13 protein-coding genes are annotated in these 14856 nt (G+C 39.5%); 11 read left to right on the top strand and 2 right to left on the bottom strand.

What is annotated here, in order from left to right:
* The first annotated feature begins 81 nt into the window (after nucleotides 1–81).
* Nucleotides 82–1482 (top strand): dihydrolipoyl dehydrogenase, encoded by a 1401-nt coding sequence (gene lpdA, locus BDR01S_RS06790; protein WP_066255288.1) that lies wholly within the window; start codon nucleotides 82–84, stop codon nucleotides 1480–1482.
* Between the two features lie 107 nt (nucleotides 1483–1589).
* Here lpdA and BDR01S_RS06785 read toward each other — a convergent pair whose 3' ends face one another.
* Nucleotides 1590–1823, bottom strand: a complete 234-nt coding sequence (locus BDR01S_RS06785; RefSeq protein ID WP_066255286.1) for an ABC transporter — start codon at nucleotides 1821–1823, stop codon at nucleotides 1590–1592.
* Between the two features lie 328 nt (nucleotides 1824–2151).
* Between BDR01S_RS06785 and BDR01S_RS06780 the strand changes: the two genes are divergently transcribed.
* The 6 genes from BDR01S_RS06780 to BDR01S_RS06755 all read left to right on the top strand — a co-directional run bounded on the left by BDR01S_RS06780 (nucleotide 2152) and on the right by BDR01S_RS06755 (nucleotide 8264).
* Nucleotides 2152–3102, top strand: a complete 951-nt coding sequence (locus tag BDR01S_RS06780; RefSeq protein WP_066255284.1) for a ribose-phosphate diphosphokinase — start codon at nucleotides 2152–2154, stop codon at nucleotides 3100–3102.
* Nucleotides 3103–3343: 241 nt separating this feature from the next.
* Nucleotides 3344–4915, top strand: coding sequence for an acetate--CoA ligase (locus BDR01S_RS06775; protein WP_066255281.1), 1572 nt, complete (start codon nucleotides 3344–3346; stop codon nucleotides 4913–4915).
* Nucleotides 4916–4997: 82 nt separating this feature from the next.
* Entirely contained in the window at nucleotides 4998–5927 is a 930-nt protein-coding gene (locus BDR01S_RS06770) for a carbohydrate kinase family protein (protein ID WP_066363071.1), read from the top strand.
* A gap of 54 nt (nucleotides 5928–5981) precedes the next feature.
* Nucleotides 5982–6536, top strand: a complete 555-nt coding sequence (locus BDR01S_RS06765; RefSeq protein ID WP_066255276.1) for a hypothetical protein — start codon at nucleotides 5982–5984, stop codon at nucleotides 6534–6536.
* Nucleotides 6537–6784: 248 nt separating this feature from the next.
* Nucleotides 6785–7684 (top strand): formyltetrahydrofolate deformylase, encoded by a 900-nt coding sequence (purU, locus tag BDR01S_RS06760; protein ID WP_066255273.1) that lies wholly within the window; start codon nucleotides 6785–6787, stop codon nucleotides 7682–7684.
* Nucleotides 7685–7784: 100 nt separating this feature from the next.
* On the top strand, nucleotides 7785–8264 hold the full coding sequence (locus BDR01S_RS06755; protein WP_066255272.1) for a flavin reductase family protein: 480 nt from the start codon (nucleotides 7785–7787) through the stop codon (nucleotides 8262–8264).
* Between the two features lie 115 nt (nucleotides 8265–8379).
* On the opposite strand, the gene BDR01S_RS06750 is transcribed toward BDR01S_RS06755, so the two are convergent.
* Nucleotides 8380–9510, bottom strand: coding sequence for a hypothetical protein (locus BDR01S_RS06750; protein ID WP_066255269.1), 1131 nt, complete (start codon nucleotides 9508–9510; stop codon nucleotides 8380–8382).
* Nucleotides 9511–10154: 644 nt separating this feature from the next.
* On the opposite strand from BDR01S_RS06750, the gene BDR01S_RS06745 reads away from it, so the two are divergent.
* From BDR01S_RS06745 to BDR01S_RS06730, 4 genes are all read left to right on the top strand, one after another.
* Nucleotides 10155–11072, top strand: a complete 918-nt coding sequence (locus tag BDR01S_RS06745; protein WP_066255267.1) for a VOC family protein — start codon at nucleotides 10155–10157, stop codon at nucleotides 11070–11072.
* 55 nt (nucleotides 11073–11127) lie between these two features.
* Nucleotides 11128–12339 (top strand): acyl-CoA dehydrogenase family protein, encoded by a 1212-nt coding sequence (locus tag BDR01S_RS06740; protein WP_066255265.1) that lies wholly within the window; start codon nucleotides 11128–11130, stop codon nucleotides 12337–12339.
* An 81-nt stretch (nucleotides 12340–12420) separates the two neighbouring features.
* Nucleotides 12421–13290 carry an alpha/beta fold hydrolase gene (locus tag BDR01S_RS06735; protein ID WP_082797329.1) on the top strand — a complete coding sequence of 290 codons (870 nt, stop codon included), beginning with the start codon at nucleotides 12421–12423 and terminating at the stop codon, nucleotides 13288–13290.
* A gap of 49 nt (nucleotides 13291–13339) precedes the next feature.
* Nucleotides 13340–14833, top strand: a complete 1494-nt coding sequence (locus BDR01S_RS06730) for an MFS transporter (RefSeq protein WP_418303028.1) — start codon at nucleotides 13340–13342, stop codon at nucleotides 14831–14833.
* Nucleotides 14834–14856 lie beyond the last annotated feature (23 nt).

Below are 14856 nucleotides of genomic sequence, written 5' to 3'. Positions count from 1 at the left end.
TTAAAGAATCATCGAGATATTTTATTCATATTATTCCAAGTTTTCCTATACATTTTCTAGAATTTTAAAGGAGACACGAAGATGACAAAAGAATATGATGTGGTTATTATCGGCGGTGGAACAGGCGGGTATGTTGCTGCCATACGCGCTTCACAATTAGGCTTAAAAGCGGCGGTTATCGAAAAAGGAAAAATCGGTGGAACATGCCTTCATGCAGGTTGTATCCCAAGTAAGGCTTTATTAAGAAGCGCAGAAGTATACGCTCAAACAAAACATGCGGATAAGTATGGTGTCGTTGCCCCAGAAGTTGGACTTGATTTCTCAAAAGTACAAGCACGGAAAGAAGAAATTACCGATCGCCTCTTTAAAGGTGTCCAACATTTAATGAAAAAAGGAAAGATAGATGTTTATGACGGGAAAGGCAGTATCTTGCAGTCAAAAGATGTATTAGTAGAATTGAACAATCGTGAAGAGGAAGTCATTTTAAGCCCGCGGAATATTATCATTGCAACAGGCTCTCGTCCAAGAACACTGCCTGGCCTGGAAGTAGATGACAAGTATGTGATGACATCGGACGAAGCGCTTAAAATGGAGAAGCTTCCTAATTCGATAATCATTGTTGGCGGCGGAGTAATTGGAATCGAATGGGCATCAATGCTCGTGGACTTCGGATTACAAGTAACCGTGCTTGAATATGCTGATCGTATTTTACCAACAGAAGATCTAGATGTTTCCAAGGAAATCCAGCGTTTAATGAAGAAAAAGGGTGTAAAGATCGTCACTAGTGCAAAGGTGCTTCCGGAAACGCTTGAAAAAGGTGAGGGTGTTTCGATTAAGGCGGAGCATAAAGGAAAAGAAACGCCATTTTCTGCAGATAAACTTTTGGTATCCGTTGGGCGATTACCAAATACAGAAGGTATAGGTCTTGAAAAGATGGCCATTGAGCTGGACCGTGGTTTTATTAAAACAAATGAGTTTTATCAAACGAATGAACCGAATATTTACGCCATTGGTGATGTGATTGGCGGCCTGCAGCTTGCCCATGTTGCCTCACACGAAGGAATTATCGCGATTGAACAAATGGCCGGAAAAAGCCCTGCATCACTTGATTCTACTTTGGTTTCCAAATGTGTATATAGCAGCCCAGAAGTAGCAAGTGTTGGACTTACAGAAGAAGAAGCAAAGTCGAAAGGATATCAATTGAAGACTGGTAAGTTTTCATTCCGGGCGATTGGAAAGGCTTTGGTTTTTGGTGAATCAGATGGTTTTGTCAAACTTGTGGTTGAAGAAGGAACGAATAAGCTGTTAGGAGCCCATATGGTTGGTCCACATGTAACAGATATGATTACAGAAGTAGGACTTGCCCGTGTATTAAATGCAACCGCGATGGATATTGCTCATACCATCCATCCCCACCCGTCACTGGCTGAAGCAATTGGTGAAGCAGCACTTGCTGTTAATGAAATGGCCATACATGGATAAAAATTAAAAATATTAAAAAAGACAGCTTCTAATTAGAGGCTGTCTTAAAGTTTTGTTTTCTTGCAGAAAATTAATAATTCCAAGTTGTTTTAATCCTCACTGCTATTTCATTTACAGTGATGCCATGCTTTCTTGAATAGGAATAAACCAAAAATTAGGAATGCAAGGAAGCCGATTAAAGCAATTAGGAAGTTTAAAACAGTAACAAATAAACCACTTAGGCCAATTACTCCAAGCAATAGTGTCACCCAGTGAAATAAGACAAACAATAACCAAATTGCACCTGTTAAAAATCCAAGAAAAATTCCAAAAATGCCGCAGGAAGAATGGTTAGGACTCACAGAAACTCACCTCCTTTTCTTTCTAAGCTTGTTCAATAATAATGTATGCGGTGCAGTTGAACTTGTTTAAGAAATCATAAAAATAGGGCTCAAAAAAGGCGTTTATCCACTCTCTTTCCGCTAAGTTGCAAATAGAAAGAATGATCTTCTAAATTAGAGGTAAAATACTCCTTCAAAAATTAATTTTTTCTATTAAAGGAATTAAATCAGAGCATATAAAGCATGAATAAATTTTCAATCTTTCGAATGCCTACCATTGTGAAGAAGATTATAGTAAAATAAGTGAGGACAAATTATTTAGAAATTGAAATAGTGTGGAGGATCTAAGGTGACATATCAACAAAACAAGCGGTTTAAACTTTTTTCATTGAATTCAAATCAAAAGCTAGCAACTGAGATGGCAGAACTTTTGGGCTGTGAGCTAGGCAAATGTTCTGTATCTCATTTTAGTGATGGCGAGATTCAAATCCATATCGAAGAAAGTGTTCGCGGCAGTGAAATATATATAGTTCAATCCACTTCCTACCCGGTCAATGATAATATTTTAGAGCTACTCATCATGATTGATGCCTTAAAAAGAGCTTCTGCCGGAATCATCAACGTTGTCATTCCATACTATGGATATGGACGACAAGACAGAAAAGCCCGTTCACGAGAGCCGATTACAGCAAAATTAGTCGCAAACCTTTTAGAAACTACGGGAGCAGATCGTATCCTTACAATGGACCTCCATACTTCACAAATTCAAGGATTTTTTGATATACCTGTTGAACATTTAAATGGTGTTCCAATCCTTGGACAGTATTTTCAAGAAAAAGAATTAGAAGATATTGTTATTGTTGCGCCACATAATGGCAGTATTGGCAGAGCAAGGAAAATGGCTAATCTATTACATGCTCCGATTGCGCTAATCGATAAAAGAAGATTTGAAGAAAACGCTTTCGAAACCACAAGTGTAGTTGGTAATGTAGAAGGAAAAAATGCGATTATTATTGACGATTTAATTGATACAGGGGAAACCATTGTATTAGCAGCGAAGACACTGGCAGAGAGCGGGGCAAAAGCCATCTTTGCAGGGTGTACACATCCTGTTTTTACAGACAAAGCAATTGAGAAAATTGAAGCCTCTCCGATTAAAGAATTAGTGGTAACAAATACGATTGAATTACCAAGTGAGAAAGTAATCAGTAAAATAAAGACGATCTCAGTTGCCCCATTGTTAGTTGAGGCAATCGACCGGATTCATAATGAAAAAGCCGTAAGTCCGTTATTTGAATAAACCTAGCGAGGCCAACTATTTTTTATAGTTGGCTTTTGTATTTGGTAGGACCTGTAGGAAATAATAAGGCTTAGTATTAGATATATTTCCAAAGACTAAATAATTTACATAGATTTTTAAAGTGTTATTATTGTAAGAGTGAATATTATTTAGTATCTTATATTATAACCAGGTACTAACCAATACACATAGTTATCCGGGGAACTCAAATTAAAACTACTAAGAATGGAGATTGACAATTGTGGATTTGAAATCATTGATCGCACCAGAGCACTTTAATTTAGCAAGTGAAATATCCAAGCATGACTCCAATAAAATCGCTTTGCGATGGGAAAATGAGCTCGGGGAAACGAGAACAATCTCTTATGCTCAGTTAATCACGAAGGCAAATAAACTTGCCAATGGGTTAACGAAATTAGGATTAGAGAAAGGTGATCGGGTTGTCGTCATGACCACTCGTCTCATTGAGTCTTATATCATCTATTTAGCTTGTTTAAAAGCAGGATTAGTGATAAGCCCAACTTCAGAACTTTTACGGGCAAAGGATATAGTTTATCGCTTGAATCATTCAGAGGCGAAAGCTGTCATTTCTTATTCTGAATTAATTAGTGAATTCGAAAATATAAGTGAGGAAACACCATTTTTACAATTTAAAATCGCCTTTGGTCAAGAGGTACCCAATTGGATTTCGCTAGAAGCGTTAGTGGAAAATGAATCTGGAACCTTTAGCGATGTGGATACGCTGAGTGAGGATTATGCCTTTTTAGCATACACATCCGGAACAACCGGGCAACCAAAGGGAGTTGTCCATAGTCATGGATGGGGCTATGCTCATTTAAGAATCGCTGCCTCAAAATGGTTGAATATTAGTGAAGAGGATCTGGTATGGGCAACGGCTTCCCCAGGTTGGCAAAAATGGGTGTGGAGTCCATTTTTATCGATATTGGGTTCAGGTGCAACCGGGTTTATCTATCATGGCAGATTCAATCCGCACAAATATCTAAGGATTCTTCAAGATAACAAAATAAATGTATTATGCTGCACACCGACCGAATATCGAATGATGGCTAAATTAAATGATCTATCAAGCTTTAATCTCATCGATTTACATACTGCGGTTTCGGCAGGTGAGGCGCTTAATCGTGAAGTTATTGATGTTTTTAAAAATCAATTTAATATCCTGATTCGCGATGGATATGGTCAAACAGAAAGTACGTTATTGATTGCAAACTTAAATACCAATGAGAACAAATTGGGATCAATGGGGCAGCCGCTTTTACAAGAATTTATTGAAATCGTTGATGAAAATGGTCAACCTGCTCCTATAAATGAAGTCGGGACGATTGCGATTAGAGGTGATTTTCCTGCCTTATTTAAACAGTATTATAAAAATCCCGTGACCACTGCTTCTTCCTATCAAGGTCAGTACTTTTTATCGGGTGACCGTGCGATGAAGGACGAGGATAATTATTATTGGTTCCAGGGTCGAAAAGACGATGTGATTATCAGCTCCGGGTATACGATTGGACCTTTTGAAGTGGAGGATGCCTTAATGAAACATATGGCTGTGAAAGAATGTGCGGTCGTCGCTTTGCCGGATCCAATCAGAGGAAACGTTGTCAAAGCATTTGTTGTGTTGCAGGAAGGAACTCTCGGTACAGCGGAGTTAACCAAGGAATTGCAGGGATTTGTTAAAAATTTAACAGCGCCTTATAAGTATCCGCGGGTGATTGAATATATCGAGGCACTACCTAAAACAGATTCAGGAAAAATTCGTCGGATCGAACTGCGGAACGCAACAATCAAAGGATAATTGTCATTTTCCTCCTCAACATTTTCATTGAGGAGGTTTTTTCATATAATCATCATAGATACATCAATGAAGGAGGACCATCTTGGATCAAAATGGAGTCATTTCACTAGGAGAAGCATTTGTAGACTTTATTTCAATAGACCAATCCAATACCAAATATATGCAGTTGTTGGGCGGAGCTACCGTTAACGTAGCAGTTGGTTCAAGGAGACTTGGAATTCCTGTTTATTATTTATGCAAACTAGGGTCCGATGTAATTAGTCAATTTGTAGAACAAGAATTCACGAAAGAAGGTGTTGATACGTCATTTACAGTTAACACATCGAGTAAGAAAATTTGTGGTGTATATGTTCATATTAGCGAAAATGGTGAGCGGTATTTTCATTCATATGTGAACCCGACTCCAGATGAAGTGTTAACTGAAGATGAATTGAGAAGGGAAGTTTTTGAGAGGGCAAAGATTTTTTATTTTGGTTCAGGAACTCTTTTTCAAGAAAAAGCAAAAAAGACAACTGAATCTGCGCTGACGTTTGCCAAGGAAGCTGGAAATATCATTGCCTTTGACGCAAATCTTCGTTTAAAGCGTTGGGGAAGTGAAGAACATTGTCGCCAAACAGTTTCTGCCTTTCTTAAATATGCAAATATCGTGAAACTCGCTGAAGATGAACTTCATTTTTTAACGGAAACAGATTCACTGGAGGCTGGAATAGATCAATTGTCTAAAATGAAGATTCCTTATCTCTTTATTACGATGGGAAGCAAGGGCGCTTACGCAATTTTTAATGAGAACAAAGTATTTGTTCCTGCACCTAGTGTAAAGGCCATCGATACAACCGGTGCAGGTGATGCCTTCATGTCAGCCCTTTTGTATTCTTTTCATGAAAAAGGTCTGCCGTTTAAGCTATTTCAATTAGAGGAGTACCTCAATTTTGCAAATAAAGTTGGAGCTGTCTCTACAACGGAAATCGGCTCGTTGTCAGCAAATATATTATGGCAAAAAAATATTGGTTGATGTAATATTTTCCTTTTTCTATAATAGAAGTGAATATGATAAGGAGGAGAAAAAATGCCTAAAAAGCAGACTGGTATTATTTTTACTTTATCCCTGGTATTGTTGTTAACGCTTAGCCATCCAATTTCATCATTGGCTGCCTCAAGTACATCCATCTTTAAATCCAAGTACCCTAAACAGACGATTCGAACACAAGTCACTGTAGATTTGGACAAGGACCATAAAGCCGAGACGGTCATCTTAACTAAACAAGGTAGAATGTATTTGGTAAAAGGAAAAAAGGTTATATATGTTGCAAACGGATTAATTTATGAGGATGCTGATACACCGAAATTAAGAGTATTTAATCCAGCAAAAGGCGAGTATCAGATCATAACCCTAAATTCTTGGTTGCCAGGCAGTGAACGAGCTGTTGTTTACAGAATGCAAAAAGGGAAACTTATTCGAATCTTAAATGTTACAGGAGATGTAGATATTCGTATCTCCAAGAATAAAATTTATCAGGAATGGAAAAAGTACCGCCAAAATGGAGGATGGGATCCTGTTACCGCTGTTTATACTTGGGACAATCACAAACATAAATTTACATTTAAAGGAGTACGTCCTTAATATTTTTCTAAAATAGCTGCCTGAGTCTTCTAGATATGTAGACTCAGGTTTTTTATGGTTGAGTATTAGAAATCGTGAAAAAGTTGAAGGAAAAGTAGCCAATAGAATTAAGAAGTTGCTATTTATTTTTATGATCATGAAACAGTATCCCGAATGTTCCTCCAATTAGAAATTTTCAAAAAAACAATTAACTAATAAGTCTATCTAATGTATAATGTGTTCAACAAAGGCAGAGAGGTTTTGTAAACATGAATGCATATATAAAAAATCAAATTGAATTATTCAAAGAAAAAAATAAAAACAGGGGATGCCTATTAGTTAGTTGCCCCGATCAACCAGGAATTGTTGCTGCAATTTCCCAATTTTTATTTTCCTATAATGCAAATATTATTGAATCAAGTCAATATTCGACCAATCCCGAAGGCGGTACCTTTTTTATCCGAATTGAATTTGAATGCCCTAACTTAAAGGAAAAAGCAAAAGAGATGGAAAACCAGTTCGCGGAAATCGTTGAACAGTTTTCGATGGAATGGAACTTTACTCATGTCTATCATGTGAAAAAGGCGGCAATCTTTGTATCAAAAGAGCTTCATTGTTTACTAGAACTATTATGGGAATGGCAAAGTGGAGATTTAATGACAAACATCGCCCTTGTGATCAGTAATCATGAAACGGCGAAAGAGGTTGTCGAAGGTTTGAACATCCCATTTTATTACGTTCCTGCTAATAAAGATATTCGTGGACAAGCCGAAACTACACAACTTAAACTATTAAAAGAGTACGAGATAGATTTCGTCGTTTTGGCTCGTTATATGCAAATCCTATCTCCGAAATTTGTCGAAGAAAACCCAAATAAGATTATTAATATTCACCATTCATTCTTACCGGCCTTTGTAGGTGCAAGACCTTATGAACGAGCATTTGATCGCGGCGTGAAATTGATCGGTGCAACCTCTCATTATGTAACTAATGACCTAGATGAAGGGCCAATAATTGAACAGGACATCAGTCGAGTTGATCATCATGATAATGTCGATAGTCTTAAAAAAATTGGTCGTAGAATTGAAAGAAGTGTCTTGGCTCGAGCGGTTAAATGGCATATTGAAGACCGTATTATCGTCCATCAAAATAAAACAATAGTTTTCTAGTGCACGATTAAAAAATTCAGAATATTATTGACATTCATCAACGGAAATAGTTACTATATTTTTAGACAAATGATGTTGAACAATGAAAGGGGTTTTTTTGATGGATGATCGTCAATTCCGTAATGCGATGGGGAAATTTGCTACGGGTGTAACCGTAATTGTCACAGAAGTAGAGGGTGAACCGCATGGCATGACAGCAAATGCTTTTATGTCCGTTTCTCTATCACCGAAGCTGGTGGTGGTTTCAATTGGAGAGAATGCAAAAATTTTAAATAAAATAAAGGAAAGTCAAAAATTCACAGTGAATATCCTTGCTTCCGACCAACAAACAGTTTCAATGATTTTCGCAGGTCAGTTAAAGGAACATGATGGGGTTGCCTTTGATCGACTTGGTGGTCAACCAGTGGTGCCAGGGGCTATCGTACAAGTCTCGTGTGAAGTTTCAGCTGAACATGTGGAGGGGGATCATACCTTTTTTATTGGGAAAGTAACGGATCTTCAACTAAATGAAGATTCTGAACCACTTATTTTCTATTGTGGACGCTATCGTTTCCTTTCAGAAGAAACACCCATTGCCTGAAAATAATATTTGAAAATATCATTCTGTTAAAGAAACTACCTCAAATGATTTAGTAAGAAATTGGTTAAGCGAAGGGGAGATTCCCTTCGCTTTTTTATTTTTTAAACATAATTTTCTAGAGCCAGGAAGTATCTAGGAAGGAAAAACTTTCAAATACACCTTGGTCATTAAAATTTGTTAAAAGTTGATCAGGATATTCGATTTCCACATACCTAAACGATCTGCCTTCGCGGATAAATTCTGCTCTTGATATCATTTGATTTTCTAAAAACTCATCAAAAGCCTCTCTTAATAATTTTAAAGCCTTTCTTCGGTCCATGTGGTTCAAAACCAAATTGTTAATTAATTTATCCAAATCAAGCCTTCTTCGATTTTTAATTAAACTGGTGAGTAGGGGGTATAACATTGCAGATATATTAGTTTTGAAATCTTGGAAGGTTAAAAGATTGATATGGATAATGTTTCCAGATTCTAGACCATGATGCAAGTGATCATTTAATCGAATGATCAACAATTTATTTTGTTGATTTGGCACTTGATTAATATGAATCAAGTAATGAGTATGTGTGTTGATTCGCTCGCTCATTTCTTTATCTTCATAGTCCTCAATCCTAATTGTCGTACGTGATAGTTTTATAATACTAGCCCGTAGGATCTCATAGGTCCCTCCATCGACATTTGCATTGATCACTCGACATAATTCGGGATAAGTAAATCCAAAGTTTTTATTCCTCCCCTTGATTTCCCAAAGTTTTTGCAAACCGGCAAATGTTTTGAAATCGAACGGGGTAAGATAGTCCCCGGTTTCTGAGGTATATTCAATTTTGCGATAACCTGATCTATTTTCGGTAATTTTGCCTTCGTGGTTTTTTAATTTTAATAGGGTGTGCTGCTTCGGAACAGACGCTGAAAAAATAGGTGCTTCGACGTAATTACGTTCAATTGGATGTGTTAAGCTATTCTTACTTTCCTTACGGAGCCGTAGCGCTTCTTCAATAATTCGTTTTTGGAGCTGGATAATCTTCCGTTCATTCGTTCCTTCTTCAGCAGTTTGCAGGTCATCTTTTATTTGATCCTCAACTAGTAGTAAATGGTTATTTTTTTCATATTTCAGTTTATCGGCATATTTCATCACAACATCTTGGGTAGTTACAATCTTTCGACTTCGATTTTTGCTCACCTTATTAACCATTCGTTCAAATTCAATACATGCTTCTTCTAGGATCTTGTTTATTTTATAGGACATTGAATACCTCACCTCAGCATTATCGAATAATAAAAATGATAATTTTTTTATGTACCTATCTACTCCGATTAAAAATATATCTTCCTTAAATGTATCTACTACCTCCTAAAATATTCCTCTCGATTCTCTTAAAGTACGATCTGACTCCGATGAAATAATCATTTTAATGTTGTTAATGTTACAATCAACTCCATTTTACAAGTGTTCTATATCCTTGTTAGGATAAACACATACCACCGAGTTGTCATATTTTTTGAATGATTCAGTATTTTGAGAAAACATCTCACCTGTAGACAAGGAAGAACTCATTTTAAGTTTTTATTTCAATCAGGTGTCAAACCAATATAGAAATAAAAACTTGTTCGCGGGTTATGTCTTTGATTTTAAAAATATTTTATCACAGCTGTCATAAAAGACAAAGACAATTTCCTTGTAAATAAGAATATTTAGAATATTCACACGTTCTAAGTGACCTGGTGATTTAGATTTGTTTTCATAAGGGGGAATTGTCAGCCCTATTAATCAATTACTTTCTTATTCGATTAGGGGTAAGTAGTTTTGCACAGAGTGCAGCATGAAATACAAATCAAATTTATCACTTTTGTAAGCGGTTACGATTCATTTTTAAAAAGGGGGATTTGACAATGGCGGAAATTACCTGTCTGGGATATTCAGTTTTTGGTGTCAGTGATTTGGACGATTGGGAAAAATTTGCTGTCGATATTCTGGGCTTACAGGTGGGCAGGCGAGAAGAAAACCTGTTGACTCTTCGGATGGATCAGTACGAGCAACGGATTATCCTTGAGAAGAGCAATGATGATGACTTGTTGGTAGCTGGGTGGGAGTTTGAAAATGAACAAGCGTTAGAACAGTTTGTCCAAAAGGTTGATGCAGCTGGTATCGAGATAAATAACGGCGGGAAAGAATTGGAGATGCGAAGACGTGTAGAGAAGGTATATGTTTGTGACGATCCAAGCGGTAATTTCAAGCATGAATTTTATTGCGGACCAGCCTTGGCACGTGCTTCAAAACCTTTTCATTCTAAAGTTTTGGTCGGGACTGGATTTGTGACCGGTCCACTCGGGATCGGTCATTTGGTACCAATTGCGAAGGATTATCAAGAGAGTGTGACGTTCTATCGCGATGTATTAGGGATGCGCATTTCTGATATTGTTCGAATTGAAGTAAAGCCTGGTGTTTTTGTAGATGGTGCTTTTTTCCATACTGTTACTGGTCGTCACCATACCATTGCCACAATGGAAGCACCACATCCAAAACGGATCCGCCACACGATGTTTCAGGTAGAAGACATGATGGACGTTGGATTGGCTTACGACCGTTGCTTAAAAGCCGGGTATGTTGCTAAGGGACTAGGTCAGCACCCTAACGACAAGGCACTTACTTTCTACATCAAGTCTCCGTCAGGCTTTGAGATCGAATATGGATGGGGCGGAATCGTGATCGAAGAGGAAGAGGAATGGAAAGTGAAGGTCCACTATGAATCTAGCGCATGGGGGCATAAACCAATAGCTCAAAAAACTCTAGCAAAAGTTTCAGAATAAATATTTTGGGCGAAACCGAATTTGAGGTTTTTAGATGAAAGGGAGGAAAGAAACTATGACGATTCAGAAAGAAAAGACATCGGTAACCGCTGAAGAATTAGTACAGCGTGCCCACGATATGATTCCTTGGTTAAAGGAAAGAGCTGAGGAAACGGAGAATGCCCGCAAAGTTTCAGTGGATACGATTGAAAAGTTTCGGAAAGCGGGTTTCTTTAAAATTACTCAGCCTGCACGCTGGGGTGGATACGAGATGGACCTTGCTGTGTTTTGTCGAGTGCTAATGGAGATTGGGCGGGGCTGTCCTAGCTCTGCGTGGAACCTGGCCGTTCTTGGGGTTCACAATTGGGAAATGGGGCTCCTTCCGGAAGCAGCAGAGGATATATGGAATCAAAATAGTAATGCGTTGATTGGGTCTGCCTATGCTCCGGTCGGAAAAGCAACAAAGGTAGATGGCGGCTGGATTCTAAGCGGTCAATGGCCAACGTCTAGCGGTTGTGATCATACCCAGTGGACGATTGTTGGGGCATATGTGGTCAGTGAAGACGAGTCCAAGCCAGATCATCGGGCTTTCCTAATACCAAAAAGCGAATATACGATTCTTGACAACTGGTACGTATTTGGTTTGAAGGGAACGGGGAGTAAGAGTGTTGTTATTGATAATGTCTTTGTCCCTGATCATCGTTCACATAGTATTATTGACCAGCCATGGTCAGATCGTCCTAACTTGTACCAACTTCATCAAACCTTTGTATTCTTCGCTTGTATTTCATCGGGTGTGATTGGGTTTGCGCAAGGAGCAATTGATCATTTTATGGAACACATGAAAACCCGTACAACCATTCGTAAAACGAATACTGGAGGGAACAAGGCTTCACAAAGCCCATACGTCAAAGATCGTCTAGGTAATGCAGTTCTAAATGTGCGGTCGGCAAGAGCTAGATTGCTGCAAGCAGTCAGAGAGGCAACTGCTTATGTCAATCGCGGCGAAAGGGTTCCAGAAGGTGAATATGTCCACTTTGTTCTCGATACAGCAAGTGTGGGTCAGGAATGTGTTGACGCCGTTCAATTACTTCAAAGAGCTCTGGGGGCTCGTGGGGTTTACTCTTCAAGCCCGATCCAACGAATCTTACGAGATACTTTGGCAGCTGCTTGTCATGGGACACAAAATTCCGACGATACCGCTGGAACTCTGGGTGGATACCTATTGGGTGAAGGAATACCTCCAAGACTATTTAATTTGGATGGTTACACACCCGAATCTCAATAAGGTAAATAAAACTGACGCTAGAGTTCTTATTTTTAAATATAAATAAAATCTAATTATGTAAAAGAAGGGGAGAGCAAATCAATGTCAATGGTAATCACTGAAGAATCCACTAGTAAATACGTTCAGCTAGGAGAATTGAAACTCCATTACCACGAAGCAGGAGAAGGAGAAGCAATTATTATGCTGCACGGAGGCGGGCCAGGCGCTGGAGGCTGGAGTAATTATTCTCGAAATATTGGTCCACTTGCGGAAAAGAGATATCGCGTCATTTTACCTGATTGTCCAGGTTTCCACAAATCTGGACCGATTGTTACAGCTGAACCACGGAGACTGGTCCATGCTCGGGCAGTCGTGGAATTAATGGACGCTCTTGATATACAGAAGGCCCATGTTGTTGGTAACTCATTGGGAGGACAAAGTGCGATTGCATTTGCCTTAGAATATCCAGAACGTCTTGACAAATTGATCTTGATGGGTCCTGGGGGCTTCTTGGGTCCAAGTCTTTTCAATCCTATGCCGACAGAGGGGACGAAACTCCTATTCAATGTGTTTCAGGAATATGAGAATCCGAGTTTTGATAAATTCAACAAATTAATGAAGCTATTTGTCTATGATTCTAGTGAACTTACTGAAGAACTTGTTCAAAGCAGATTTGAAAGTATGCTGAGCAATGACTGCGAGCATCTCAGAAATTTTATTAAGAGCAGGGAGTTAGCTCCACCGGATGGGTTGTTTACGGATATCACACCGCGAATTAAAGAAATTCAGGCAAAGTCCTTAGTAATCTGGGGAAGGGATGACCGGTTTGTTTCATTAGATCATGCGCTGAAACTTATTTGGGAACTACCAGACGCCCGATTGCATATCTTTGCCCAATGCGGGCATTGGGCCCAGTGGGAAAAGGCAGATGAATTTAACCGGTTACTCGCCGATTTCCTAACAAATGAGTAGGTCTCCCCTGTCTAGGTAACTCTTCGAATGAGGAGAGAGAGGATGAATGATGGCAGAAAAAGCTTACGAAAAAGCGGCGCCCGTGAATCACATGAGTTCGGAGAAGAGGACATTGGCCCACCCACGTAGATGGTGGATTTTGGCCATCGTATCGATTGGAACGTTTTTGACCAATCTGGACGTCAGTATCGCTAGTATTGCGCTGCCGACCCTAAGTGCCGAATTCCATGTATCCATCACTGTCGTACAATGGGTCATGTCCGCCTATCTCCTGACCATCTGTGCGCTATTGCCGATCGCCGGTAATCTTTCCGATCTATTCGGCAAAGGACGACTGTACAATTTTGGTTTTCTAATCTTCACGATTGGTTCATGTCTGAGTGCCCTGTCGTTTACCTTTATCATGCTGATTGGGGCAAAGGTAATTCAAGCCCTTGGCGGGGTACTAGTGATGGCAAACACCCAAGCGATTGTAGCGGTCACATTTGAAGCCAAGGAACGCGGCAGAGCACTGGGTATTGCAGGAATCGCTGTGTCATTGGGTGTATTAAGCGGACCTGGATTAGGCGGTTTCCTCATTGAACATTTCAGGTGGCCGTCGATCTTTTGGGTTAATGTGCCGATTGGTCTACTTGGATTCGCGGCTGGTCTATGGATCATGCCAAAAGAGCGGACCAATCAAACTAAAGTGCCTTTTGATTATTTTGGCTCGGTCCTGTTTATGACCGGAATGACAACACTCCTTTACACCATTTCTTCAACGGAAAATCAAGGCTGGACATCCTGGCAAACCATAATGGGCCTCCTAGGGGCTGCCGTGGTTTTGGGATTATTCTATCTCTGGGAGATACGAACAGCCTACCCGATGTTGGATTTTTCCTTGTTTCAAATCAAGGTGTTTCAAACAAGTATTCTGACGGCCTATCTTTCGGTCGTGGCCATGTATTGCGTGATTATCTTAATGCCATTTTTTCTCCAAGATGTCCTGTTGTTGTCACCAGGGACAACTGGATATGTGATGGTCACTTATCCGTTGATGATGGGAGTGACTGCACCGCTAGCTGGCTGGTTGTCCGATCGATTTGGTTCGTATTTTTTAACCTCAGGCGGTCTCGTGCTAATTGGCCTTGGATTTGTTGCACTAACTTTTTTATCAACAGAAAATAGCCTTTGGCTGGTGGCGGGGAATATCGCTATTTTTGGTGTCGGTCAGGGCATGTTTCAACCTCCGAATAATTCTAGTCTAATGGGATCGGTGCCGAGTACGAAGGTTGGTTTGGCAGGTGGGTTGAACGCGCTGACCCGTAATATCGGAATGGTAACGGGGATTTCTTTTGCCGTTTCCTTGTTTACCTTTCGGTTACGGGATATGGGTGGTCCATCGAATACTGAAGAGTTGAGTACTGTTCCTCCAGAATTATTCATGAGCGCATTAGACACGGTGTTCTGGGGTGCCGCATTATTAAGCGCCGCTGGGGCAGCAGTTTCGTTGCTAAGAGGTAAACCCAACAAGTCGGAGCAGCACCAGGCAGAGCATCCATGATTTTATCTGTATGGGTCAGTTAC

Origin of the sequence: Neobacillus drentensis NBRC 102427 (assembly GCF_001591445.1) — a bacterium.
GTDB classification, from domain to species: Bacteria; Bacillota; Bacilli; order Bacillales; family Cytobacillaceae; genus Neobacillus; species Neobacillus drentensis.
This window is presented reverse-complemented; position numbering and strand designations above follow the sequence as displayed.

What these genes read in the sequence shown, in the direction of transcription:
- BDR01S_RS06755 (WP_066255272.1), top strand. Translation starts at nt 7,785, where the DNA reads ATGGATGATCGTCAATTCCGTAATGCGATGGGGAAATTTGCTACGGGT.
- lpdA (WP_066255288.1), top strand. Translation starts at nt 82, where the DNA reads ATGACAAAAGAATATGATGTGGTTATTATCGGCGGTGGAACAGGCGGG.
- purU (WP_066255273.1), top strand. Translation starts at nt 6,785, where the DNA reads ATGAATGCATATATAAAAAATCAAATTGAATTATTCAAAGAAAAAAAT.
- BDR01S_RS06745 (WP_066255267.1), top strand. Translation starts at nt 10,155, where the DNA reads ATGGCGGAAATTACCTGTCTGGGATATTCAGTTTTTGGTGTCAGTGAT.
- BDR01S_RS06735 (WP_082797329.1), top strand. Translation starts at nt 12,421, where the DNA reads ATGTCAATGGTAATCACTGAAGAATCCACTAGTAAATACGTTCAGCTA.
- BDR01S_RS06750 (WP_066255269.1), bottom strand. Translation starts at nt 9,510, where the DNA reads ATGTCCTATAAAATAAACAAGATCCTAGAAGAAGCATGTATTGAATTT.
- BDR01S_RS06730 (WP_418303028.1), top strand. Translation starts at nt 13,340, where the DNA reads ATGGCAGAAAAAGCTTACGAAAAAGCGGCGCCCGTGAATCACATGAGT.
- BDR01S_RS06765 (WP_066255276.1), top strand. Translation starts at nt 5,982, where the DNA reads ATGCCTAAAAAGCAGACTGGTATTATTTTTACTTTATCCCTGGTATTG.
- BDR01S_RS06740 (WP_066255265.1), top strand. Translation starts at nt 11,128, where the DNA reads ATGACGATTCAGAAAGAAAAGACATCGGTAACCGCTGAAGAATTAGTA.